Source organism: Micromonospora sp. NPDC002389 (assembly GCF_040296095.1).
Lineage (GTDB): Bacteria > Actinomycetota > Actinomycetes > Mycobacteriales > Micromonosporaceae > Micromonospora.
Map to the genome: position 1 here is coordinate 48,556 of NZ_JBEOWP010000009.1, position 21,008 is coordinate 69,563.

Annotated in this window: 21 protein-coding genes and 1 riboswitch; of the genes, 6 read left to right on the top strand and 15 right to left on the bottom strand. The window is 71.5% G+C overall.

Annotated features, from left to right (window positions below; all coding sequences use genetic code 11):
* Positions 1-170: 170 nt before the first annotated feature.
* The 6 genes from ABT008_RS18440 to paaA form a co-directional block, all read right to left on the bottom strand.
* On the bottom strand, positions 171-971 hold the full coding sequence (locus ABT008_RS18440; protein ID WP_350697434.1) for an SGNH/GDSL hydrolase family protein: 801 nt from the start codon (positions 969-971) through the stop codon (positions 171-173).
* A 208-nt stretch (positions 972-1,179) separates the two neighbouring features.
* Complete coding sequence (paaE, locus tag ABT008_RS18445; protein ID WP_350697435.1) at positions 1,180-2,301, bottom strand: 1,2-phenylacetyl-CoA epoxidase subunit PaaE; 1,122 nt, start codon at positions 2,299-2,301, stop codon at positions 1,180-1,182.
* Positions 2,298-2,774 (bottom strand): 1,2-phenylacetyl-CoA epoxidase subunit PaaD, encoded by a 477-nt coding sequence (gene paaD, locus ABT008_RS18450; RefSeq protein ID WP_350697436.1) that lies wholly within the window; start codon positions 2,772-2,774, stop codon positions 2,298-2,300. The genes paaE and paaD overlap by 4 nt, the downstream gene beginning before the upstream one ends.
* Before the next feature lie 19 nt (positions 2,775-2,793).
* On the bottom strand, positions 2,794-3,519 hold the full coding sequence (gene paaC / locus ABT008_RS18455; protein ID WP_350697437.1) for a 1,2-phenylacetyl-CoA epoxidase subunit PaaC: 726 nt from the start codon (positions 3,517-3,519) through the stop codon (positions 2,794-2,796).
* Positions 3,516-3,806, bottom strand: a complete 291-nt coding sequence (paaB, locus tag ABT008_RS18460) for a 1,2-phenylacetyl-CoA epoxidase subunit PaaB (RefSeq protein WP_350697438.1) — start codon at positions 3,804-3,806, stop codon at positions 3,516-3,518. The genes paaC and paaB overlap by 4 nt, the downstream gene beginning before the upstream one ends.
* Positions 3,807-3,920: 114 nt before the next feature.
* Positions 3,921-4,976 (bottom strand): 1,2-phenylacetyl-CoA epoxidase subunit PaaA, encoded by a 1,056-nt coding sequence (gene paaA, locus ABT008_RS18465; RefSeq protein WP_350697439.1) that lies wholly within the window; start codon positions 4,974-4,976, stop codon positions 3,921-3,923.
* A gap of 361 nt (positions 4,977-5,337) precedes the next feature.
* On the opposite strand from paaA, the gene ABT008_RS18470 reads away from it, so the two are divergent.
* Complete coding sequence (locus ABT008_RS18470) at positions 5,338-6,321, top strand: hypothetical protein (protein WP_350697440.1); 984 nt, start codon at positions 5,338-5,340, stop codon at positions 6,319-6,321.
* Positions 6,321-7,259, top strand: coding sequence for a serine hydrolase (locus ABT008_RS18475; RefSeq protein ID WP_350697441.1), 939 nt, complete (start codon positions 6,321-6,323; stop codon positions 7,257-7,259). Before ABT008_RS18470 ends, ABT008_RS18475 begins: the two co-directional genes overlap by 1 nt.
* A 90-nt stretch (positions 7,260-7,349) precedes the next feature.
* Here ABT008_RS18475 and ABT008_RS18480 read toward each other — a convergent pair whose 3' ends face one another.
* Genes ABT008_RS18480 through ABT008_RS18490 form a run of 3 tightly spaced genes read right to left on the bottom strand, consistent with a single transcriptional unit; the run spans position 7,350 to position 10,130 of the window.
* The gene (locus ABT008_RS18480; RefSeq protein ID WP_350697442.1) at positions 7,350-8,201 is read right to left on the bottom strand and encodes a menaquinone biosynthetic enzyme MqnA/MqnD family protein; all 852 of its coding nucleotides are present in this window, start codon (positions 8,199-8,201) and stop codon (positions 7,350-7,352) included.
* A 33-nt stretch (positions 8,202-8,234) separates the two neighbouring features.
* On the bottom strand, positions 8,235-9,506 hold the full coding sequence (locus ABT008_RS18485) for an MFS transporter (RefSeq protein ID WP_350697443.1): 1,272 nt from the start codon (positions 9,504-9,506) through the stop codon (positions 8,235-8,237).
* A gap of 42 nt (positions 9,507-9,548) precedes the next feature.
* Entirely contained in the window at positions 9,549-10,130 is a 582-nt protein-coding gene (locus ABT008_RS18490) for an ArsR/SmtB family transcription factor (RefSeq protein WP_350697444.1), read from the bottom strand.
* A gap of 172 nt (positions 10,131-10,302) precedes the next feature.
* Between ABT008_RS18490 and ABT008_RS18495 the strand changes: the two genes are divergently transcribed.
* From ABT008_RS18495 to ABT008_RS18510, 4 genes are all read left to right on the top strand, one after another.
* A complete protein-coding gene (locus ABT008_RS18495) occupies positions 10,303-12,357 on the top strand; it encodes a HelD family protein (protein ID WP_350697445.1) in 2,055 nt (684 codons plus the stop codon).
* Between the two features lie 60 nt (positions 12,358-12,417).
* Positions 12,418-13,302 carry an ABC transporter ATP-binding protein gene (locus ABT008_RS18500; RefSeq protein WP_350697446.1) on the top strand — a complete coding sequence of 295 codons (885 nt, stop codon included), beginning with the start codon at positions 12,418-12,420 and terminating at the stop codon, positions 13,300-13,302.
* A 13-nt stretch (positions 13,303-13,315) separates the two neighbouring features.
* Complete coding sequence (locus ABT008_RS18505) at positions 13,316-14,053, top strand: ABC transporter permease (protein WP_350697447.1); 738 nt, start codon at positions 13,316-13,318, stop codon at positions 14,051-14,053.
* Positions 14,054-14,149: 96 nt separating this feature from the next.
* The gene (locus ABT008_RS18510; protein WP_350697448.1) at positions 14,150-14,914 is read left to right on the top strand and encodes a VOC family protein; all 765 of its coding nucleotides are present in this window, start codon (positions 14,150-14,152) and stop codon (positions 14,912-14,914) included.
* Positions 14,915-14,938: 24 nt separating this feature from the next.
* Here ABT008_RS18510 and ABT008_RS18515 read toward each other — a convergent pair whose 3' ends face one another.
* The 6 genes from ABT008_RS18515 to ABT008_RS18540 form a co-directional block, all read right to left on the bottom strand.
* Positions 14,939-15,703: an ABC transporter ATP-binding protein gene (locus tag ABT008_RS18515; RefSeq protein ID WP_350697670.1), complete on the bottom strand. Its 765-nt coding sequence runs from the start codon at positions 15,701-15,703 to the stop codon at positions 14,939-14,941.
* Positions 15,704-15,753: 50 nt separating this feature from the next.
* The gene (locus ABT008_RS18520) at positions 15,754-16,839 is read right to left on the bottom strand and encodes a FecCD family ABC transporter permease (RefSeq protein ID WP_350697449.1); all 1,086 of its coding nucleotides are present in this window, start codon (positions 16,837-16,839) and stop codon (positions 15,754-15,756) included.
* Between the two features lie 32 nt (positions 16,840-16,871).
* Positions 16,872-17,807 carry an ABC transporter substrate-binding protein gene (locus tag ABT008_RS18525; RefSeq protein WP_350697450.1) on the bottom strand — a complete coding sequence of 312 codons (936 nt, stop codon included), beginning with the start codon at positions 17,805-17,807 and terminating at the stop codon, positions 16,872-16,874.
* A gap of 107 nt (positions 17,808-17,914) precedes the next feature.
* Positions 17,915-17,975: riboswitch (cobalamin riboswitch) on the bottom strand.
* Between the two features lie 171 nt (positions 17,976-18,146).
* Positions 18,147-20,024, bottom strand: a complete 1,878-nt coding sequence (locus ABT008_RS18530; RefSeq protein WP_350697451.1) for a M14 family metallopeptidase — start codon at positions 20,022-20,024, stop codon at positions 18,147-18,149.
* 142 nt (positions 20,025-20,166) lie between these two features.
* On the bottom strand, positions 20,167-20,508 hold the full coding sequence (locus ABT008_RS18535) for a DUF4229 domain-containing protein (RefSeq protein ID WP_350697452.1): 342 nt from the start codon (positions 20,506-20,508) through the stop codon (positions 20,167-20,169).
* A gap of 76 nt (positions 20,509-20,584) precedes the next feature.
* A complete protein-coding gene (locus tag ABT008_RS18540; protein ID WP_350697453.1) occupies positions 20,585-21,007 on the bottom strand; it encodes a hypothetical protein in 423 nt (140 codons plus the stop codon).
* Position 21,008 lies beyond the last annotated feature (1 nt).

Genomic DNA, 21,008 nt, shown 5'->3' on the forward strand with positions numbered 1-21,008 from the left:
CCTCCTGTGACCAAGAACGGACCGGTGCCCACCGCCGCAGAGCGGATCTTGGTGCGGAACGGCCCCCGGAAGGGCGGTGTCGCACCGAGATCTCTCGGGCGGGCCGGCGACGCGGGGCCGCCGCATCCCTCGGGACGCGAACGGCCCCGTCGGGCCTCGACCTGATCGGATCAGGAGCGGTAGGCCGCCAGCAACATGGTGTAGGCGGCGTGCCCTTCCGCGTTCGGGTGGAAGGTCTCGGTGAGGCGGGTCAGGTTGACCCCGTGCAGGAACGGCTTGGGGCTGCACGCCTCGTACCCGGCGAGGACCGGACGCATGTCGACGAAGGTGACGCCGGCCCGGCTCGCCGCCGCGCGGGTGCCCTCGGCCACCGCGTCGGCGTTGCCGTTCATGAAGGTGCGCTTGGCGGCGCTGGGGCTGATCGCACCGCAGGAGCCGGTCGGGGCGACCAGCCTCGGGTAGCCGAGTACGACCACCTTCGCCTTGGGCGCCCGGCGCTTGATCTCGCCGTAGAGGCCGGCGAGCTCGCCCACCATCTGATTGCGGGCGTAGTACGACGAGTACATCGTCGTCACCTCGCAGGACCACTCGCTCTCGGTGAGGCAGCCTCGCGCCACCGAGGAGAACTGCGCGTCGTTACCGCCGACGGTGATGCTGACCAGCGCGGTGTTGCTGGTCAGCGCCGAGAGCTGCTTGCTCCGCACGTCGGCCATGGTGGCGCCGCTGCAGGTGACGTCCTTGACCGTGTACCCGCCGACGCTGGAGGCCAGCAACCTCGGGTAGCTCTTCGGGCTGCGCAGACATGCGCCACTTGCCGAGTCGTACGGGAAGGCGCCAACGCCGGAGGCGTACGAGTCGCCGAGTGCCACGTACTCCTGGGGGGCTGCGGCGCGGGCGGGTGCACCGACGACCGCCTCCATGGCGACGAGCGCCATGGCTGCGGCAACCACCACCGAGGTGAATTTGCGCATGGCTTCCTTTCTGACTGTGAAGCCGGATTTGACCGGGATGACCGTATCAGCGTTCGTCCATAATGGACCAATTGGGTCCAGTACCCGAAAATCGGACGATGCTCGCGTTCATCCCCTGGCGACACAGACGGTGCGGAGCCCGCGCATGTTCAGATCCCGCACGGCGAACTGCCGGCCGAGCGGGTGACGCGGGTTACGCGGGTGGACGTCAGGCGTCGTAGTCGACGGTGACGGTGTCGGTGATCGGGCTGGACTGGCAGGTCAGCACGTAACCGGCGGCCACCTCGTCGGGCTCCAGCGCGTAGTTGCGGGCCATCTCGACCCGGCCGGAGACCACCTTCGCGCGGCAGGTCGAGCAGACGCCGCCCTTGCAGGCGTACGGCAGCTCGCTGCGGACCTTCAACGCCGCGTCCAGGACCCGCTCGTCGCGGCGCATGCTGAAGCGCGACGACCGACCGTCGAGCAGGATGGTGACCTCGGTGCCGGTGCCCGGCTCGTCGCCCGGGCGGCGCACCGGCTCCGGTGGCGCGTCGACGTGGAACAGCTCGGTGTGCACCGCCGACTCGACGACGCCCCGCCCGACGAGCACCGCCTTGGCGTCCACCACGAGCCCGTACGGGCCGCAGAGGAACCATTCCTCGATCGCGTCACCGGGCACCACGGTGTCCAGCAACCGGCCCAGGCGCGCGGCGTCGATCCGCCCGGAGAGCAGCGGCGACTCGGTCTGCTCCCGGGACAGCACGTGCACCAGGTGCAACCGGGTCGGGTAGCGGTCCTTCAGGTCGGCCAACTCCTCGGCGAACATCACCGAGTTGGCCGTGCGGTTGCCGTACACCAGGGTGAAGGTGCTGGCCGGCTCGACGGCCAGAGCGGTGGCGACCAGCGACAGCACCGGGGTGATGCCGGACCCGGCGACCACCGCGCCGTAGCGGCGGACCCGGTCCGGGGCGAACGCGGTGCCGAAGTGCCCCAGCGGCGGCAGCACCTCGACGGTGTCGCCGCGCCGCAGCACCCCGCAGGCGTACGCCGAGAACGCACCGCCGGGGATCTCCCGCACGCCGATCCGCAGCCGCCCGTGCCGGGCCAGGTCCTGCGGCGTGGAGCAGATCGAGTACGACCGGCGCACGTCCTGGCCGGCACCCCCGCTCACGTCGGCGGGCAGCCGTACGGTGAGGTGCTGGCCGGCCTGGAAGGCGAAGGTCTCGCGCAGGTCCTCGGGCACGTCGAAGGTGATCGCGACGGCGTCGGAGGTGAGCCGGTCCACCGCGACGACGGGCAACGGGTGGAACACCGGGCGACGGCGGACCGGACGGGTGATGGTGACAGTCACAGCGCCTTCACATGGTCGAAGGGTTCGGAACAGGCGCGACAGCGCCACAGCGCCTTGCACGCGGTGGAGCCGAAGCGGCTGAGCTGCTCGGTCTGCGGTGAACCGCAGCGTGGGCAGCGCACGGCGAGGGTCAGCGGGACCACGCCGTCGCGGGTTGCCGCCTGCGGAGGGGCGATGCCGGCGGCGGCCAGCTTGGCCCGTCCGGCGTCGCTGATCCAGTCGGTGCTCCAGGCCGGGCTGTGCACCGTACGCACCTCGGCGTCCGGGTGCCCGGCGGCGGCCAGCGCCCGCCGGATGTCGGCCCGGATGACGTCCATCGCCGGGCAGCCGGTGTACGTGGGGGTGATGGTCACCACGACGCGGCCGGTCGCCGGGTCCTCCTCCACCGCGCGCAGGATGCCGAGGTCGTCGATGGTGACCACCCGGATCTCGGGGTCCACCACCGACGCGACGGCCACGCGCGGATCGGTCATCGCGACGCTCCGTCCGTGCTCACCAGCGCGCCCCGGGATGGGCCCGGTGCAACACCTGCGCCTCGGCGAGCAGGTACGACAGGTGTTCGGTGTGCACACCGTCCCGCCCACCGGCCGGCGCCCAGGCCGACTCCGGCACGGTGAGGGTCGCCTCGGCGAGCACCTCGGCGACCGTACGACCGGCCTCGTCCCGGAGGGTGGCCGGGTCGACCGGCGCGTCCGGCCAGGGGCTGAACAGCTCGTCGGCGTACGGCCAGATCTGGTCGATCCCGGCCTGCATCCGCCGGTGCGACTCGGCGGTGCCGTCACCGAGCCGCTTCACCCAGAGCGCGGCGTGGTCCAGGTGGTAGGCGGACTCCTTGCGGGCCTTGCCGCCGATCGCGGCCAGCCGCTCGTCGGAGCAGCCGGCCAACGCGGTGTAGAGCGGAAGCTGGTACGCCGACAACACGAGCAGCTTCGCCATGGTCACCGCGAAGTCGCCGTTCGGCAGCTCGACCAGCAGACAGTTGCGGAACTCCCGGTCGTCGCGCAGGTACGCCAACGCGTCCTCGTCCCGGCCCGCGCCCTCCAGCTCGCCCGCGTACGTCAGCAGCAGCCGGGCCGCGCCGAGCTGGTCGAGGGCGATGTTGGCCAGCGCGATGTCCTCCTCCATCTCCGGAGCCCGGGTGGTCCACTCGGCGAGCCGCTGCGCCGCGATCAACGCGTCGTCGCCGAGCGCCAGCGTGAAGGCGAAGGGACCGTTCACAGGTGCGCCACCCCGTCCGGTACCTCGTAGAAGGTGGGGTGGCGGTAGACCTTGTCGGCAGCCGGGTCGAAGAAGGCGTCCTTCTCGTCCGGGCTGGAGGCGGTGATCGCCCCGGCCGGCACCACCCAGATCGACACCCCCTCCTGGCGGCGGGTGTAGAGGTCCCGGGCGTTACGCAGGGCCAGCTCGGCGTCGGGCGCGTGCAGGCTGCCTACATGCGTGTGCGACAGCCCCCGCCGGGCCCGGACGAAGACCTCCCAGAGCGGTGCGGATTCCCTCGCGCTCACAGCACCCCCCTGGTTCGCGACTGCGGGGCTCGCAAGATCGGCTCACTCCTCGCGCTCACAGCACCCCCCTGGTTCGCGACTGCGGGGCTCGCAAGATCGGCTCACTCCTCGCGCTCACGCTGCCACCTTTTCTTTGGTCCGCCGCTTCGCCGCGTACGCCTCGGCTGCCTCGCGCACCCACGCGCCGTCGGTGTGCGCCTGGCGCCGGTGCGCCATCCGCTGCCGGTTGCACGGCCCGTTGCCCTTGATCACTCGCATCAGCTCGGCGTAGTCGGGCTGGGTGTAGTCGTACGCCTGGCGCTCCTCGTTCCAGCGCAGGTCCGGGTCGGGGAGGGTGAGCCCGAGCGCCTCCGCCTGGCCGACGCACATGTCCACGAAGCGCTGCCGCAACTCGTCGTTGGAGAAACGCTTGATCTTCCAGGCCATCGACTGGGCCGAGTGGGTGGAGTCGCCGTCCGGCGGGCCGAACATGGCCAGTGACGGATACCACCAGCGGTCCACCGCATCCTGCGCCATCGCCTGCTGGGCCGGGGTGCCGTGCGCCAGCACGTGCAGGATCTCGTAGCCCTGGCGCTGGTGGAACGACTCCTCCTTGCAGACCCGGATCATCGCGCGGGCGTACGGGCCGTAGGAGCAGCGGCAGAGCGGCACCTGGTTGACGATCGCCGCGCCGTCCACCAGCCATCCGATGGCGCCGACGTCAGCCCAGGTCAGAGTCGGGTAGTTGAAGATCGAGCTGTACTTCTGCCGGCCGTCCAGCAGGAGCTGGACCAGTTCGTCCCGGCTCACCCCGAGGGTCTCGGCGGCGGCATAGAGGTAGAGCCCGTGGCCGGCCTCGTCCTGCACCTTGGCGAGCAGGATCGCCTTGCGCTTGAGCGACGGGGCCCGGCTGATCCAGTTGCCCTCCGGCTGCATGCCGATGATCTCGGAGTGCGCGTGCTGGGCGATCTGCCGGATCAACGTCCGCCGGTACGCCTCCGGCATCCAGTCGCGCGGCTCGATCTTCTGGTCGGCGTCGACCACGGCAGTGAAGTACGCCGCCAGGTCCATTCCGGGATCGGCGTCCGCCCGGCCCCGTTCCGCCGCAGCCCGCAGTGCCGCCTCCGCCGCCTCGACCTCGCCGAGCAGGCCGCCGGGCGGGTCCTCGCCCGGGAAGTCATTGCCATACATGGACTCAGTGTTACAGCTTGCAACTTGCGACACCAGAGGGGTGTCATAGAAATACGAGATACCCGAGCGTTACCAGGCGCACGCCACGGGTAGCGCCCGCAACTATGAACTGGGTCACAAACGAGCGGCAAATCCTCTCAACAGCCGCGTAGCGGGTTCTTATCCCGCCTTCACGGCGAGTTGACCGGTGTCGGATCCTGGCGTCGCGCGAATCCGGACGTAGACTTCGCAGGTCACACCGATCGGTGCAGGACGATCGCGAGCCGATGGGGCACCTCCCCCGCCCCCGCAAGCGATCCACACCGGTCAGTCCTGGCAACAAGCCGGTCCCCCGGCCCTGACATCTGGAGCTCACCCGCTCATGCGATCTCGCGTGATCATGGTGTTCGCCGTCACGGCGGTGCTACTCGGCGGCGTCATGCTGGTGCCGGCCGCGTACGCCCGACTCAGCGGCGACGAAGCGAACGCCGCCCAGGAGAGCGTCGCGGCCCCGCCGCCCGCGCCACCGCCGCCGCCGACCCTCGCGGCGGGCAAGGTGTCGGTCGACTTCGAGGGCGAGTTCTTCTCGTGGGCGCTGATGGACCGCGAGTCGGGCAAGATCTCCGGCTCGAAGAACATGGCCGCGACCAGCTCCACCGAGTCGATGATCAAGGCCTGGATCGTCGCCGACTACCTGCGCCAACTCGGCGACGAGGAGCCGACCGCAGCACAGAAGAAGGCGGCCAGCAAAGCCATCCGGGACAGCCACGACTCGTCGACCAACTACATCTACCGCCTGGCCGGCGGCTCGTACGCGGTGCCGGCGGGCGGCCAACCCGGCCCGGTGATCAAGCGCGCGATCAGCATCTGCGACCTCACCGACACCAAACGGGGCAACATCAAGGGGTACGAGGGCTGGTGGAGCTTCACCAGGATGTCCCCGCGCGACGCGGTCCGACTCGGCGACTGCATCGCCGACGGCCGGGCAGCCGGCCCGAAGTGGACCGAATGGGTGCTCTCCGAGATGAGCAAGGTGCGCGGCACCACGGCCGACAAGGACCAGCACGAGGTAGAGGGTTGGGGCGGCGGCCGGTGGGGCATCATCGACGGTCTACCTGAGTCGATCACCAGTCAGGGCCCGGTCGGCATGAAGAACGGCTGGACCCGCCTCTATTACGACCGCAACTGGCACGTCAACTGCCTCGCGGTCACCGAGAAGTGGAGTCTGGCCGTCATGCTTCGCTATTCGATCGCCGAAAAGCTCGACTACGGCGCCGACGTCTGCGCCAGCGTCGCCGCCCAGTTGGTGACCGCGCAGCCCGGTGGCGCGCTCAAGGTCCCGCAGCAGCCGGTCGGGAAGCTCTGATGGCCGCCCGTAAGCGCGACCGGGAGGGCGGAACATCCCCGCTACGGCTCATCGCGATCGCGTGCGTCCTGCTCGGCCTGGTGCTGGTGTCCCTGCGCCTACTCCCCGGCTCGCCCTTCGAGTCCCGCGCCGCCGCCGAGTGGGGTCGGTCCGAGCCGCCGGTGTCCCGCGACGGCTCGCTCACCGACCGTCACACGCGCCCGTCGCCCTCGCCCAGCCCGTCGCCGGAGCCCGAGCCGCTGCCGTTCGCGGCGAAGCAGCTCGACCTGGACATCGACGGCTGGTACGGCTGGAGCGTGCTGGACCGCCGCTCGGGTGAGATCATCGGCTCGGACAACATGGACGAGACCAACACCACCGCCTCGCTGATCAAGTCCTGGGTCGTCGCCGACTACCTGCGCCGCACCGCGAACGCGGGGCAGACGCCGAGCGACGCGAAGCTCGACGACCTGACCAGGATCATCCGGGACAGCGACAACACCCGCACCGAGCAGCTCTACACCCAGATCGGGCGGTCCGCGTCGATCAAGCGGCTGCTGTCGGTCTGCGACCTGACGGACAGCAAGGTCTCCAGCGACCTCGGCTGGAGCCGCACCGAGCTGTCCCCCCGCGACACCGCCCGGCTCGGCAACTGCATCGCCGACGGTCGGGCCGCCGGCCCCGAGTGGACCAAGTGGCTGCTCAAGGAGATGCGCCTGGTACGCGGTGCCGGCGACTTCGGTATCCGCAAGGCGTTCCCGGCCGACGAGGCGAAGCAGATCGCCATCAAGAACGGCTGGGTGGACCGCACCCAGGAGCAGGAGATCCACGTCAACTGCCTGGCGGTCGGCGACACCTGGACGATGGGCGTGATGCTCCGTTACCCCATCAGCAAGGGCTACGAGTACGGCATGGACAACTGCCAGGAGATCACCGAGGCGCTGCTGACGCGTACCTGAGGGTGCGGGACGGTCAGCGGCCGACCGCAGTGCCGGCGGCGACGTGCGGCGGTGGCTCGACGGCCGCGCTGCCGTCGGTCCGGGGTGCGGTCAGCGGGTGAAGAAGGTCGGTCCGCCGGCCGGCAGCGCGGGGGCTTCGCCGATCTCGGCGGCCCGACGGGCGAACTCCCGGAGCCCGGCGACCTGACGCTCGCCGAGCGAGAAGTCCAGGGCCCGGAAGTACTCGGCGAGGGTGGCCGCGTCGAAGGGCTCCCAGCGGGCCGCCGACTCGGCCACCTGGTCCAGCTCGGCCAGGCACAGGTCACGCGAGCGCAGGAACGCCTCGTGCACCTCCTTGACCAGGCCGGGATGGGCGGCGGCGAAGTCACGACGGACCGCCCAGACGGCGAAGACCATCGGCAGCCCGGTCCACTCCCGCCAGGCCAACCCCAGGTCGGTCACGGTCAGCCCCTGCCGGGGCGCTTCGTACATGGCCCGCAGCGCCACGTCGCCGATCAGCACCGCGGCGTCGGCCTCCAGCAGCATCTGGGTCAGGTCCGGTGGGCACCGGAAGTACTCCGGGTCGACGCCGTACCGCTCGCGCAGCAGCAGCCGGGCGAGCAGCACACCGGTCCGCGAGGTGGATCCGAGCGCGATCCGGGCCCCGTCGAGGTCGGCCAGCGGGCGGGTGCTGACCAGGTTGACCGACAGCACCGGGCCGTCGCTGCCGACCGCCAGGTCCGGCAGGAGCAGCAGTTCGTCGGCGTGCCGCAGGTACTCGACCAGGGTGATCGGCCCGATGTCCAGGTCACCGGCGACCAGCGCGGCGCTGAGCCGGTCCGGCGAGTCCTTGTGCAGGTCGACGTCGAGCAGCGCGCCCGAGCGCATCAGCCCCCAATAGATGGGAAGGCAGTTGAGGAACTGAATGTGCCCGACCCGGGGACGGGCGACGCGCTCGACCATGCCCCGACCGTAACGCCGCCCTCCCTGATCTGCTCAGGAGGCCGACCCGGAAGTGGCCAACCCCGCACCCGACGGCTGCTCGGAACGGCGGGCACGCTCGGCGCGTACCGTCCGGCGCACCGGCCCGGCGAAGGCGAGCAGCACCAGCAACCCGGCCACCCCGCAGCCGGCGATCAGCGGGCGGGGCTCGGTGACCTCCAGCAGCAGGCCACCGACTAGGTAGCCGAACATCGCCGCGCCCTGCACGGCGGCACCCAGGGCGGCGAAGGCGCGCCCGCGAGCCGCCTCCGGCACCCGCCGGGCCAGCACGATGTTGTTGAAGACGTTGTCACCGCCGTTGCACAGGCCGCCGACGAGCCAGATCGGCACCAGCAGCAGCGCCGTGGGCACGGTCACCGAGATCAGCACCATCAGGCAGCAGCCGGCCAGCAGGAGCAGACCACCCTGGACCAGGGCGCCGTCGTCGGTGAACCGGCGGGCCAGCCGGGCGAAGATCCAGGCGCCGCAGAGCACACCCAGTGTCCACGCCCCGGTCACCAGGCCGTAGGCGGAGGCGGAGGCACCGAGCGTCTCCCGTACGTAGAAGACCTCGATGACACTGATCGCACCGACTGTCGCCATCACCCCGGCCAGGGTGGCCACCACCGCCAGCAACAGCGGATCCCGGCGCAGCCGCCAGTCCTCCACTGCTGCCGGCGCGTCGCCGGTCGCCGCCGGCACCGCGCGCCGCGCACCACCTCGGCGGGTCCGGATCAGCAGGCCGGCGAGGACCAACGCGAGGTAGCTGACCGCGCCGATCTGCAACGGAATCCGGGTGCCGAACCCGCCGACCAGGAACCCGGCCAGGGCCGGGCCGGCGAGCATGCCGAGCAGACCGGCGGTCTGGTTGAGCGCGGTGGCCTTGGGCAGATCGGCCGGGCGCACCATCGAGGGCACCAGGGCCGACAGCACCGGCTGGGTGACCGCCAGTCCGGAGGCCAGCAGCGCGACCAGGCCGACGACGAGTAGCGGGTGGCCGGCGTACGCCAGCGCGAGGCAGATCGCCGACTGGACCAGACCGGCGCCGACCAGCAGATTCCGGCTGTCCACCCGATCTGCGAGCCGCCCGGTGAGCGGGGCGAGCACCACCAACGGCAGAGTTCCCGCCAGCAGCACCCCGGCCACCGCACGGCCACCGGCACCGGAGGACTGCAGGGTCAGCGTCAGTGTGGTGGCCGTCAGGAACTGGCCACAGGTGGCGATGCCCCGGCCGCCGGTGGCGAGACCCACATCGGACCAGCGCGATCCGCCAGTTGTGAAAGACATGCTTCGAAGGTAATGCTTCACATCTGGTCGGCACAACCCCGGTCAATCCAGCGGCAGCGCCTTGTAGTGGATGGCCACTCGACGGGCTGCGGGCGGCGGGTCGGTCCGGGTTCGCTTGCGGTACGGCCGCAGCAGGTCGAGCACCGCCCTGTTCAGCCCGGCCAACTCGTCGGCGGTGAGCAGAAGCATGGAATCGCTGAGGATCGCGCTCTCGTACCACTCCTCCGGCTCGTCCGGGGCCCGCCGCAGCCAGTCGCGGCTACGCTCCAGGTCACGGGCGAGGAACACCTCCACCAGGGTCTGTCCGGCGGCGCGTACCGACGGGTCGGCATTCCGATCGGCGTCGATCGTCCAGGACTGGACCTTGCCGCGCCACAGTCGCTCCCGCGCGTCCCCCCGGCTCGGCGCCTGCTCCACCAACCCGAACCGGGCCAGCGCCCGAAGGTGGTAGCTGGTCGCACTCGGGGACAGGCCGACCACCTCGGCGCACTCCGTGGCGGTGACCGACGCGTCGGTCGATGCGAGATGTTCCATGATCGCGAGTCGGGCCGGGTGAGCGATCGCGCGCAGCGTCTGTGGGTCGCTGATCGTCACCCGGGGCGGCTCGGGGTGCGCCTCCGTCATGCTCACATGATCCCCCGACCGCGCGGAAAACCGGTTGCCGGCCGCCCGGCGGGGAGTAGGCTGTCCGTTTCCGCCTGACGGCCGAGGTGAGTAGCACCGGAGCGGACGTCCCGCGCCGACCCGTGGTCGGACACGCGAGCGGCAGCCTTCCTCCCCGTCAAGGAGCACGTGGATGAGCCTGCACGCCCCACAGACCCCGCACCCGCCGCCGTCCGGCCTCGACGACGAGCTGACTGCCGAGCGAGCGCACCTGACCCGTTCCCGAGCCGCGCTGCACCGGATGCGCGAACGCGCCGAGGCGCTCTTCGCCACCGGCGACAAGGTGGCCGGTGACTCGTACACCGCCGAGCAGCTCGGGCGGCACCTCGCCCGGCGGGTGGCCGAACTGGCCGACGACCCACGGACGCCGCTGTTCTTCGGCCGGCTCGACTTCGGTGACGCCGACGCCGAGCACGCCGGGCGGCGCTACCACGTCGGCCGCCGGCACGTCACCGACGAGCAGGGCGAACCGCTGGTGCTGGACTGGCGGGCCCCGGTGTCGCGGTCGTTCTACCGGGCCAGCGCCCGCGACCCGCAGGGGCTCGCCGTCCGCCGCCGGTTCGGTTTCGGCGACGGCGTGCTGACCAGCTTCGAGGACGAGCACCTCGACCGTGGCGAGGAACTCGGCACCGCCAGCCGGATCCTCACCGCCGAGATCGAACGCCCCCGGATCGGGCCGATGCGCGACATCGTCGCCACCATCCAGCCGGAGCAGGACGAGCTGGTCCGCGCCGACCTGGGCGACTCGATCTGCATACAGGGCGCGCCCGGCACCGGGAAGACGGCGGTCGGGTTGCACCGGGCCGCGTACCTGCTCTATCTGCACCGGGAGCGGCTACGCCGGTCGAAGGTGCTGGTCGTCGGCCCGAACCGGGCGTTCCTCGGGTACATCGCGGCGGTGCTGCCCGCCCTCGGTGAGGTGGAGGTCGCGCAGGCCACCGTCGAGGACCTGGTCGACCGGGTGGCGGTACGCGCGGTGGAACCGCCGGAGGTGGCGAGGATCAAACACGACGCCCGGATGGCCGAGGTGCTGCGCCGGGCCGTCGACGCGTACGTGGGCGAGCCGACCGAGGCGATGACCGTCTCCGACGGCTCGTACCGCTGGCGGATCGGGTTGGAGCCGCTGCACCGGCTGGTCCACGAGACCCGCGCGGAAGGGCTGCCGTACGCCGTCGGCCGGGAACGGATCCGCGCCCGGGTGGTCGGGCTGCTGCAAAGACAGGCCGAGGCCCGGCGGGCGGAGTCGCCCAGCGACGCCTGGCTGCGCCGGACGGGCCGCTCGACGCCGGTCACCACCTTCCTGGACGCGGTCTGGCCCGCGCTCACCCCGGAAGGGCTGGTGCACGCCCTGCTCGGCGACCCGGCCCGGCTGGCGGCGGCAGCGCAGGGCCTGCTCACCGCCGACGAGCAGGCCCTGCTCACCGCCGGGAAGCTGGCCCGTACGCCGAAGGCCACCCGGTGGACCGCCGCCGACGCCGTCCTGATCGACGAGGCGGCCGGGCTGATCGAGCGGCCGACCGGCTTCGGGCACGTGGTGGTGGACGAGGCACAGGACCTCTCCGCGATGCAGTGCCGGGTGATCGCCCGGCGCAGCGAGCACGGTTCGCTCACCCTCCTCGGTGACCTGGCCCAGGCGACCGCGCCGTGGGCCGCCACCGACTGGCGGGAGACCCTGCGGCACCTGGGCAAGCCGGACGCCACGGTGGTGCCGTTGACGGTCGGCTTCCGGGTACCGGCGGAGGTGCTCGCGTTCGCCAACCGGCTGCTGCCGGCGCTCGCCGTCGACGTACCGCCGGCCGAGTCGCTACGCCACGACGGCACGCTTACGGTGCGTACCGTGACCGAGCTGGCCGAGGCGACGGTGGCCGAGGTGCGCGCGGCGCTCGGGCACGAGGGGTCGATCGCGGTGATCGCCGCCGACGACGCGGTGCCCGGGCTGCGCGCGGCGCTGGCGGCGGCAGGGATCGAGACGGCGACGATCGACGAACCGACGGCGGGTACGCGGGTCTCCGTCATGCCGGCCACCAGCGTGAAGGGTCTGGAGTACGACCACGTGGTCGTCGCCGAACCGGCCGCCATCGTGGCGGCCGAACCGCGCGGTCTGCACCGCCTGTACGTGGTGCTCACCCGGGCGGTGTCCCGGCTCTCGGTGGTGCACGTCGCGCCACTTCCCGCCCCACTCGGCTGATTGCGCGGTCGCACCGGGACGGTAGACCGTTGTACACGGAGCAACGTGGAAGGAGCCCCCGTGATTCTCGCCCGCGCCGACCAGGTCAGCCGCCGCTACGGCGAAGTCCTCGCACTGGACCGGGTCGACCTGGAGGTCCGCGCGGGCGAACTGGTCGGCCTGCTCGGGCCGAACGGTGCCGGCAAGAGCACCCTGCTCAACCTGCTGGTCGGGTTGCGTCGGCCGACCTCGGGCCGGGTCGAGCTGTTCGGCGGCGACCCCCGGGACGCGGCGAACCGGCAACGGATCGGTGTGACGCCGCAGGAGACCGGGCTGCCCGCCACCCTGCGCGTCGGCGAGGTGATCGACTTCGTCTCCTCCCACTACCCGGACCCGGTGCCCCGAGGTGAACTGCTCGACCGGTTCGGCCTCACTGAACAGGTGAAACGGCAGAGCGGCGGGTTGTCCGGTGGACAGAAACGCCGGCTGGCCGTGGCACTGGCCTTCGTCGGCCGCCCCCGGCTGGTGGTGCTCGACGAGCCGACCACCGGGCTCGACGTGGAGGCCCGGCACACCCTGTGGGAAGCCATCCGCTCCTTCCACGCCGACGGCGGCACAGTGTTGCTGAGCAGCCACTACCTGGAGGAGGTGGAAGCGCTGGCGCGACGGATCGTGGTGATCGGACACGGTCGGGTGCTCGCCGACGACAGCGTCGACGCCGTCCGGGCCGTGGTCGGCGTACGCCGGGTCAGCCTGACCACCGACGCGCTGCCCACGCTGCCCGGGGTGGCCCGCACCGAACACGTCGACGGCCGGACGCACCTGCTCACCGCCGACGCCGACCAGCTCGTCCGGGACCTGGTCACCAGCGGCGTCGACTTCCGCGACCTGGAGGTACGGCCGACCTCGCTGGAGGAGGCGTTCCTCGCCATCACCACCGCCGACACCGAGCCGACCCCCGTCTGAGGAAGTGCCTGCCGTGCCACTCGCCCTGACCCACGCGCGTTACCAACTGCTGGAGACGGTCCGCATCCCGATCGCGCTCTTCGGCAGCGCCTTCTTCCCGGCCGTCGCGATGCTCTTCTTCGTCGTGCCGTGGGCCGGCGACGACCCGGTCGGCGCCACCTTCGCCACCGCCTCGATGGTCACCTTCTCGGTGATGAGCGCCAACATCTTCCAGTACGGCATGGGCGTCGCCGAGGACCGCCAACAGCCCTGGGACCCGTACACCCGGACCCTGCCCGTCGGGCCCGGACCGCGCTTCGCCGGCCGGGTGCTGGCCGGTCTGCTGATCACCTACCTGTCGCTGATCCCGTTGGTGGTGATCGCCGCGACGTTGACGGCGGCCGAGATCACCCTGCTCCGGTTCCTGCTGGCGCTGGCCACCGTGGCCGTGGTCGCGGTGCCGTTCACCCTGCTGGGGCTCGCCATCGGGTACTCACTGCCGAGCAAGGCGGCGATCGTGGTGGCCCAGGTCGTCTTCTTTCCGATGGCCTTCGGCGGTGGGCTGCTCTCCTCCCCCGGTGACGCGCCCGGCTTCATCGAGGCGATCGCACCGTTCCTGCCCACCCGGGGCGCGGTGGAGCTGATGTGGGCGGCCGTCGGCGACTTCCAGGTCAGCACGTTGTCGCTGGTCATGCTCGGGGTCTGGATGGTGGCGCTGGCCGCGATCGGCGCGTGGGCGTACCGGCGGGACGAGGGTCGCCGGTTCAGTTGACGTTCCGGCCGTTTCCCTCGGGCGGCGGCCGGGCGGTGCCACGATGCCGGTGAGGGCGGTCGAGCGGCGAGCGCCCCGAGCCGAGAGGGGTGGGGAGTGGTCGACGTCGCGCCGGGCACCCCCTGCTGGGCCGATCTGGCCACCCCGGGGCTGGACGCGGCCCGACGGTTCTATCCCGAGCTGTTCGGCTGGACCGGTCGGGTCGATCCCGAACCGGAGGCGGGCGGTTACACCGTCTTCCTGCTCGGTGGGCGACCGGTGGCCGGTGTGGGGCCGCCGGCCGTACCCGACCAGGTGCCGATCTGGTCGACGTACGTCGCCACCGACGACGCCGACCTGGTCGCCGGCCGCGTGGAGCGGGCCGGCGGGCAGGTGGTGGTACCCCCGTTCGAGGTGTTCGACCGGGGTCGGATGGCGGTGTTCAGCGACCCGGCCGGTGCCGCGTTCAGCGTCTGGCAGCCGATGACCTTCGCCGGGGCCGGCGTCTTCGACGTGCCGGGGGCGATGTGCTGGACCGAGCTGGTCACCCCCGACCCGGACGGGGCACGGGTCTTCTACGAGCTGGTCTTCGGGTGGCAGCCCGAGGAGGAGCCGATGGGGCAGGTCGCCTACACCGGTTGGCGGCTGGGTGACCGCCTGGTGGCCGGGATGATGCCGCCGCTGGGTGCGGAGTTCCCGGCCGACTCACCGGCGTACTGGACGCTGTACTTCTCGGTCGTCGACGCCGACGCCACCGCCGCCCGCGCCGCCGAGCTGGGCGGCACCATCCTCGTCCCGCCCCGGGACATTCCCGCCGGCCGCGTCACCGCCCTACGCGACCCGCACGGCGCCCTCTTCTCCCTCATCGCCCTGATCTCCTGACCGTCCCGCCCTCACCGCCACCCGTCAGCGGGGGCGGGTGGGGAGGACCAGGGGGCCGTGGGGGCCGGGGACGACCGTGACGTGGGCCCGGTAGTAGCGGGCGAGCATCTCCTCGGTGAGCACCTCGGTCGGGGTGCCCTCGGCGACGATCCGGCCGTCGGCCAGCAGCACCATGCGGTCGGCGTACTCGCCGGCGATGGAGAGATCGTGCATGGTGGCCAGCACGGTCAGGCCGTGCGTACGGCGCAACTGGTCGACGAGTTCGAGCACCTCCTGCTGGTGACCGATGTCCAGCGCACTGGTCGGCTCGTCGAGCAGCAGCAGGGTGGCGCCCTGTGCCAGTGCGCGGGCCAGGAAGACCCGCTGCCGCTCACCGCCGGAGAGGGTGGCCAGTTCCCGGCCCTGGAAGCCGGCCAGGTCCAGCCGGCCGAGCACCTCGTGCACCACGGCCAGGTCGGCGGCGGACTCCCGACCCAGCGGCGGGATGTACGGCGTACGCCCGAGCAGGACGTAGTCCAGCACCGCCATTCCGGGCGGTACGACCGGGGACTGGGCCACGGTCGCCACCACCCGGGCCCGTTCGCGGCGGCGCAGGGCGCTGAGCGGCGTACCGAAGAGGTGGACGGCGCCCGGCGCGGCGAGCAGGCCGCCGACGGCCCGCAGCAGGGTCGATTTGCCGGCGCCGTTGGGACCGATCACGGTGACCCACTCGCCGGGCTGGACGGTCAGGTCGACGCCGGCCAGGATCGGTGTGCCGTCCAGGCTGATCCGCAGGTCACGCACCTGCACGGCGGCGGCGCCGGACGCGGTCCGGTCGGCACCTGACGACTCGGGCGCGGTCACGTCAGCACCCGCCGGGCGGTCCGCAGCACCAGGACAAAGAAGGGGCCGCCGAGCAGCGCGGTGACCACCCCGATCGGGATCTCCTGCGGCGCGGCGGCGGTCCGGGCCACCACATCGGTCAACGCCAGGAAGGCACCGCCGAACAGCAACGACAGCGGCAGGATGACCCGGTAGCTCGATCCGGCGAGCAGCCGTACGGTGTGCGGCACGATGATCCCGACGAAGCCGATCAGGCCGGAGGCGGACACCGCGGCGGCGGTGCCCAGCGAGGCGGCGGCGATCAGCAGGTACCGGGAGCGCTGCGGGTGCAGGCCCAGCCCGGCCGCCTCGTCGTCACCCACCGAGAGCACGTCCAACTCCCGCCGGTGCAGCAGGATGACCAGGCTGGTGAACAGGAAGTACGGCAGCACCAGCCGGACGTCGTGCCAACCGGCGGTGGCCAGCCGCCCGAGCAGCCAGGAGTACACCTCCTGGATGCTGTCCGCGTTGCGTTGCAGCAGGTACGTCTGCCCGGCGGAGAGGAACGCGGAGACGGCCACCCCGGCCAGGATCAGCGTGGCCGGCGAACGGCTGCGTCCACCGGCCACGCCGAGCAGGTACGTCATGGCGACCGCACCGAGCGAGCCGACGAAGGCGGCCAGCGGGATGGTGAGCGGGAGCCCGCTGAGCGCACCGCCGGTCGCGGTGCCGAGGGTCAGCACGACGGTGACCGCGAGGCCCGCCCCGGCGGCCACGCCGAGCAGGTACGGGTCAGCCAGCGGGTTGCGGAACACGCCCTGGTAGGCGCCACCGGCCAGGGCCAGCAGTCCACCGACCAGCAGGCCCAGCACCACCCGGGGCAGCCGCAGCTCGGTGACGATGGCGATCTCGCGCTCGGTCAGCCCGCTCTCCAGGCGTACCCCGGGCAGCAGGTTGAGCAGTTCGATCGCGACACTGCCGGGCGGCAGGCTGACCGGCCCGAGCGAGACGCCGGCCACCAGGGCGACGAACACGGCGAGCACGCCGATGGCGAGCCAGCGTTTCCGCAGGCCCGCCGGCCGGGCGACAGGTAAGGAAGGGTCCCTTGCTAACGCCTGGTGCATAGGAAGGGTCCCCTGCTAACGCCTGACGTCGGTCACTCGGCAGCCTTGTTGGTGGCGTCCACGATGGTGCGGAGCAGGTCCACCACGCGCGGGCCCCAGCGCGAGGCGATGTCGTCGTCCAGCTCGACGATCTGGTCGTTCTTGACCGCCTCGATGCCGGACCAGCCGCTGCGCGCCTTGACCGTCGCGGCGCTCTGCTGGCAGCACTTGACATCGGAGAGGAAGACGAAGTCCGGGTTGGCCTGGACGATCACTTCCTGGGAGAGCTGCGGGTAGCCGCCGTTCTTGCCGTCGGCGTCCGCCGCGTCGGCGATGTTCTCCAGGCCCGCGAGGGCATAGATCGAGCCGATGAAGGTCTTGCTGGTGGCGGTGTACAGCTCCGGCCCCAACTCGTGGAAGTAGGTGGGCGCCTGGACCCGCTGCGGCACCTCGGCGACGATCTTGGTGATGTCGTCCTTCATCCGCTGCACCACGTCGGCCGCCGCATCGCCGTTGCCGGTGAGCGTGCCCAGCTCGGTGATCTGCCGGTACGAGTCGTCCAGGGTCTGCGCCGCCGGAGTCAGGTAGACCGGGATCTTGAGCGTGGTGAGCTGGTCGACGATCTTGTTGCGGTCGTCGCTGAGCACCACCAGGTCGGGGTTCTTCGCGGCGACCGCCTCGGCGTTCGGCTGGTAACCGGAGAGGTCCGTCTTCGGCACGTCGGCCGGGAAGTTCGACTGGTCGTCGACGGCGGTGACCTGCGGGCCGGCACCGATGGCGAAGAGCATCTCGGTGGCCGTCGCGGAGAGCGAGACGATCTTCTCGGGACGCTGCTCCAGGGTCAACGACCCGACGGTGACGGGGAAGGCGGCGCCACTCGGGCGCTCGCCGGTGCTGGGTGTCTCGCTGCTGGTCTCGGCGCAGGCACCGAGGGCGAGCGCGGCCACCGCGAGAGTGGCGGCGAAGACCCGGGGGGTACGGCTGAACATCGGTCCTCCTGTCGGTCGAGGAGTGCTGCTTCGCCGACAGGAGCCGGAGCGACCCGTCCGCGAGGCGCCCTTCCTCGAGAGCGCGGATCGCGACGCGCCCCAGGCGACCTGACTCGTCCCCGGCTTCGGGGCATCACAGTTGCGGGACAGCGCCGGTTTCGCACCGGCTTCGCTGCGGCGGGTCGGTACGACGGTAGCGCACGGCGGGACCGCGACCCCGCTGAGCAGGTCGCGGTCCCGGTCATGGGCGGCCACCGGCAGCCCGTCTAGTTCACTGTTGTCCGTTTGGCCCCTGGGACGGGGCCCCGCGCGAGGGGGTGTGGCGAGGCCCCGCCGATTTCAGGAGGCGGTGATGGTGACGTTGTCCACAGCCGCCTCGACCAGGCTGGCCGTCGACGCGTCGGCGGCCTCCACCAGGATCCGGACGGACTGTCCCGCGTACGGGGTGAGGTTGAGGTTGGCCTGGGTCCAGGCGCCGTTGCGGTTGCTCGCCGCACCGGCCTGGGTCAGCAGTGCCGTGGTGCCGCCGTTGTGCACCACGCTGATCCGCAGGTAGTCGGCCGACGACGAGTTGGATCCGTGTGCCAGGTACCAGGCCAGCGACAGGGTCAACGTACCGCTGGACGGCAGGGTGACCGCCGGGGACCGGGCGCTGGTCACGCCGCCGTCCACGTCGTAGTCTCCGGCGGCGCTGCCGGCCAGCCGGCCGGTGACCAGGTCGTTGCTACCGGCGAACGGGGTGAGCTGCTTGGCGCCGCTGGAGTTGGTGGCCTGCGCGGCGCCCCGCTCCCACTGCCCCGACGTCGCGGTGTCGGTGCCGTTGGGGTTGATCGTCCAGCCGGTCGCGGTCTCGAAGGTGTCCGACCAGACCGTGGTCCCGCTGCCACCACCGCAGTACTGCGACTGCTTGCCGATGGCCCGGTAGGGGCAGTCGGCGTACTCGGAGAGGATCAGCACCGCCTCCCGGTTGCGCGAGGTCTGCGCCGGGATGACCTCGTCGGGCGGGTAGAAGCCGCCGCCGGAGGCCGAGCCCGGATACAGCTCGAAGGTGTACGCCCAGATGCCGTGCGTCGCCCACATCCAGTCGATGCTGCTGCCGTCGGTGATGTACAGGTCGCTGGACTGCTGCGGGGTGAAGCCGTTGGTCGCCGCCATCTGCTGGCCGATGGTCGCGAAGGTGTTGTACTGGTCGGCGTTCATCCCGGTGGCGGTGTTGCTGGTCGTGTAGCCGTACGGCCAGAGCACCAGCTCGGAGTAGGTGTGGAAATCGATGTTGGCCTTGATCTGCTGCACTCCGCCGACCACCCGGCTGTTGACGAAGTTGCGCAGCGCCTGCGTCTCCGGAGCGGAGAACGCCGACGGGCCCCGGTAGGTGTCCGACGAGGTCGAGCCGGACGAGCCGCCGCAGCACCCGAAGTTGAAGCTCCAGTTGCGGTTCAGGTCGGTGCCGACGTACGACGAGCCGCTGTTGGGTTGCCGGTTCTTCCGCCAGGACCGGTAGGAGCCGGTGGCGATGTCGTACTCGCTGCCGTCGGGGTTGACGGTCGGCACGATCCAGATCTCCCGGTTGTTGACCAGGCTGGTGATCCGGGAGTCGGAGCCGTAGTTGTCGGTGAAGAGGTTGAGCAGATAGATCGCCATCTCGACGGTCAGGTGCTCGCGGGCGTGCTGCTGGGCGTTGAACAGGATCTCCGGCTCGTTCTCGTCGGTGGCGACGTTGTCGGAGATCTTCACCGCCACCAGGTCCCGGCCCTCGTACGAGCTGCCGATGCTGATCTTGCGGGCGATCGACGGGTGGTCCGCGACGACCTGGTTGACCACGGCGGTCATCTCCGCGTAGTCGTGATAGTTCGCGTCGGCCGGCGGGAAGGCCAACGCGCCGACCTGACCGTCCGTGGCGCCCCGATCGGTGGGCAGGGCGGCGATCGCCTCCAGCCGGAACCCGAGGCGGGTGATCGCGGCGGCCTCGGCGCGGGTGGCCGAGACGTGCAGCACCCCGTGTTCGGAGTAGTCGATCGCGGCACCGGTGCCGGCGATCGCGTTGCGGTCGGCGAGCGTCTTCGGGCCGAGCACCCGGTAGGGCACGGCGGCCGGCTGCTCGTCCCGGTTCGGAGCCGGTCCGGCGGACACCGGTGGTGCGGAGATGGTGAGCAGGCCGAGCCCGGCGGCGACGATGAGCGCCAGGGCACGGCGGACGGGGATCGAACGGAGGGCCATGGATAACCTCCTGGAGGCGCGGGGGTTCCCCGCCCGGTAGCGGACAGCCCACCACCGGTCCCATGGTCATATCAACATCGATCGCTGTCCGGCCCATCCCAGCCGGATCCTCATGCCGACGACATGGTTCCGTCGCCGCAGGTCAGGAGGACGGGCCGCGTCCCGGCTCGGTCGCGGAGCCGGGCTGGTCGGTCGTCCCGCCGTCGGCCTGGCCGCCGGAGACCGTGTCGGTCTCGGCCTGGTCCTCGCCGGCCAGGGCGGACCGCAGCCGCTCCTTCTCCGAGCGGCGCCGCTCGGCGGCGGCGGCCATCTCCTCGGCCATCTGGTCGCGTACGCCCTTGAGCAGGAAGAAGGAGACCGCAGCGGAGAACAGCAGGGCCAGGATCAGCTTGAGGAAGATGTCCATGTCGACCGGCCAGAGGGCCAGCATCACGACCACGAACAGGCCGATCCGGCCGAGGGTGTACTTGGCCGCCGCGCTCACGTCGTACTCCATTCTCCGCCGGGGGCGGCGTCTCTCAGCTCCTCCGTGCGGCCCCGCCGCACGACGCAGGGCGACCTCAGGTCGTCCGGTCGACCAGCCAGCGGACGCCGGGGAACCAGACCAGCGCGTACACGACGGTGAACGTCACCGCCGCCAGACCGCCGGAGAGCAGCGGCGGCAGCCCGGTCACCGCGCCCGCCACCAGCAGGCCGGAGACCACCGCCATCGCCAGCGCCACCAACCCGGCCACCACCCGGGGCGCGCCGAACTCCCAGGCCCGGAAGTCCTCCCAGAACAACCAGACCGCCAGGATCACCGCCAGCCATCCGTTGGCCTGGCCGAAATCACCGGCACCGAACCAGGCGAAGGCGGTGTCGAAGAGCACCAGCACCAGCATCCCGATGACCACCCCGGCCAGGCTGACGCCGAGCAGATCACCCAGGAACCGGATGCGCCCGTCGTCGTCCCGGCGCGGGAACGCGCCCTGCTGCTCGCTCATC

What these genes read in the sequence shown, in the direction of transcription:
- ABT008_RS18440 (WP_350697434.1), bottom strand. Translation starts at nt 971, where the DNA reads ATGCGCAAATTCACCTCGGTGGTGGTTGCCGCAGCCATGGCGCTCGTC.
- paaA (WP_350697439.1), bottom strand. Translation starts at nt 4,976, where the DNA reads ATGTATGGCAATGACTTCCCGGGCGAGGACCCGCCCGGCGGCCTGCTC.
- ABT008_RS18540 (WP_350697453.1), bottom strand. Translation starts at nt 21,007, where the DNA reads ATGAGCGAGCAGCAGGGCGCGTTCCCGCGCCGGGACGACGACGGGCGC.
- ABT008_RS18530 (WP_350697451.1), bottom strand. Translation starts at nt 20,024, where the DNA reads ATGGCCCTCCGTTCGATCCCCGTCCGCCGTGCCCTGGCGCTCATCGTC.
- ABT008_RS18485 (WP_350697443.1), bottom strand. Translation starts at nt 9,506, where the DNA reads ATGTCTTTCACAACTGGCGGATCGCGCTGGTCCGATGTGGGTCTCGCC.
- ABT008_RS18525 (WP_350697450.1), bottom strand. Translation starts at nt 17,807, where the DNA reads ATGTTCAGCCGTACCCCCCGGGTCTTCGCCGCCACTCTCGCGGTGGCC.
- ABT008_RS18490 (WP_350697444.1), bottom strand. Translation starts at nt 10,130, where the DNA reads ATGACGGAGGCGCACCCCGAGCCGCCCCGGGTGACGATCAGCGACCCA.
- ABT008_RS18470 (WP_350697440.1), top strand. Translation starts at nt 5,338, where the DNA reads ATGCGATCTCGCGTGATCATGGTGTTCGCCGTCACGGCGGTGCTACTC.
- paaD (WP_350697436.1), bottom strand. Translation starts at nt 2,774, where the DNA reads ATGACCGATCCGCGCGTGGCCGTCGCGTCGGTGGTGGACCCCGAGATC.
- ABT008_RS18520 (WP_350697449.1), bottom strand. Translation starts at nt 16,839, where the DNA reads ATGCACCAGGCGTTAGCAAGGGACCCTTCCTTACCTGTCGCCCGGCCG.
- ABT008_RS18495 (WP_350697445.1), top strand. Translation starts at nt 10,303, where the DNA reads ATGAGCCTGCACGCCCCACAGACCCCGCACCCGCCGCCGTCCGGCCTC.
- ABT008_RS18480 (WP_350697442.1), bottom strand. Translation starts at nt 8,201, where the DNA reads ATGGTCGAGCGCGTCGCCCGTCCCCGGGTCGGGCACATTCAGTTCCTC.
- ABT008_RS18475 (WP_350697441.1), top strand. Translation starts at nt 6,321, where the DNA reads ATGGCCGCCCGTAAGCGCGACCGGGAGGGCGGAACATCCCCGCTACGG.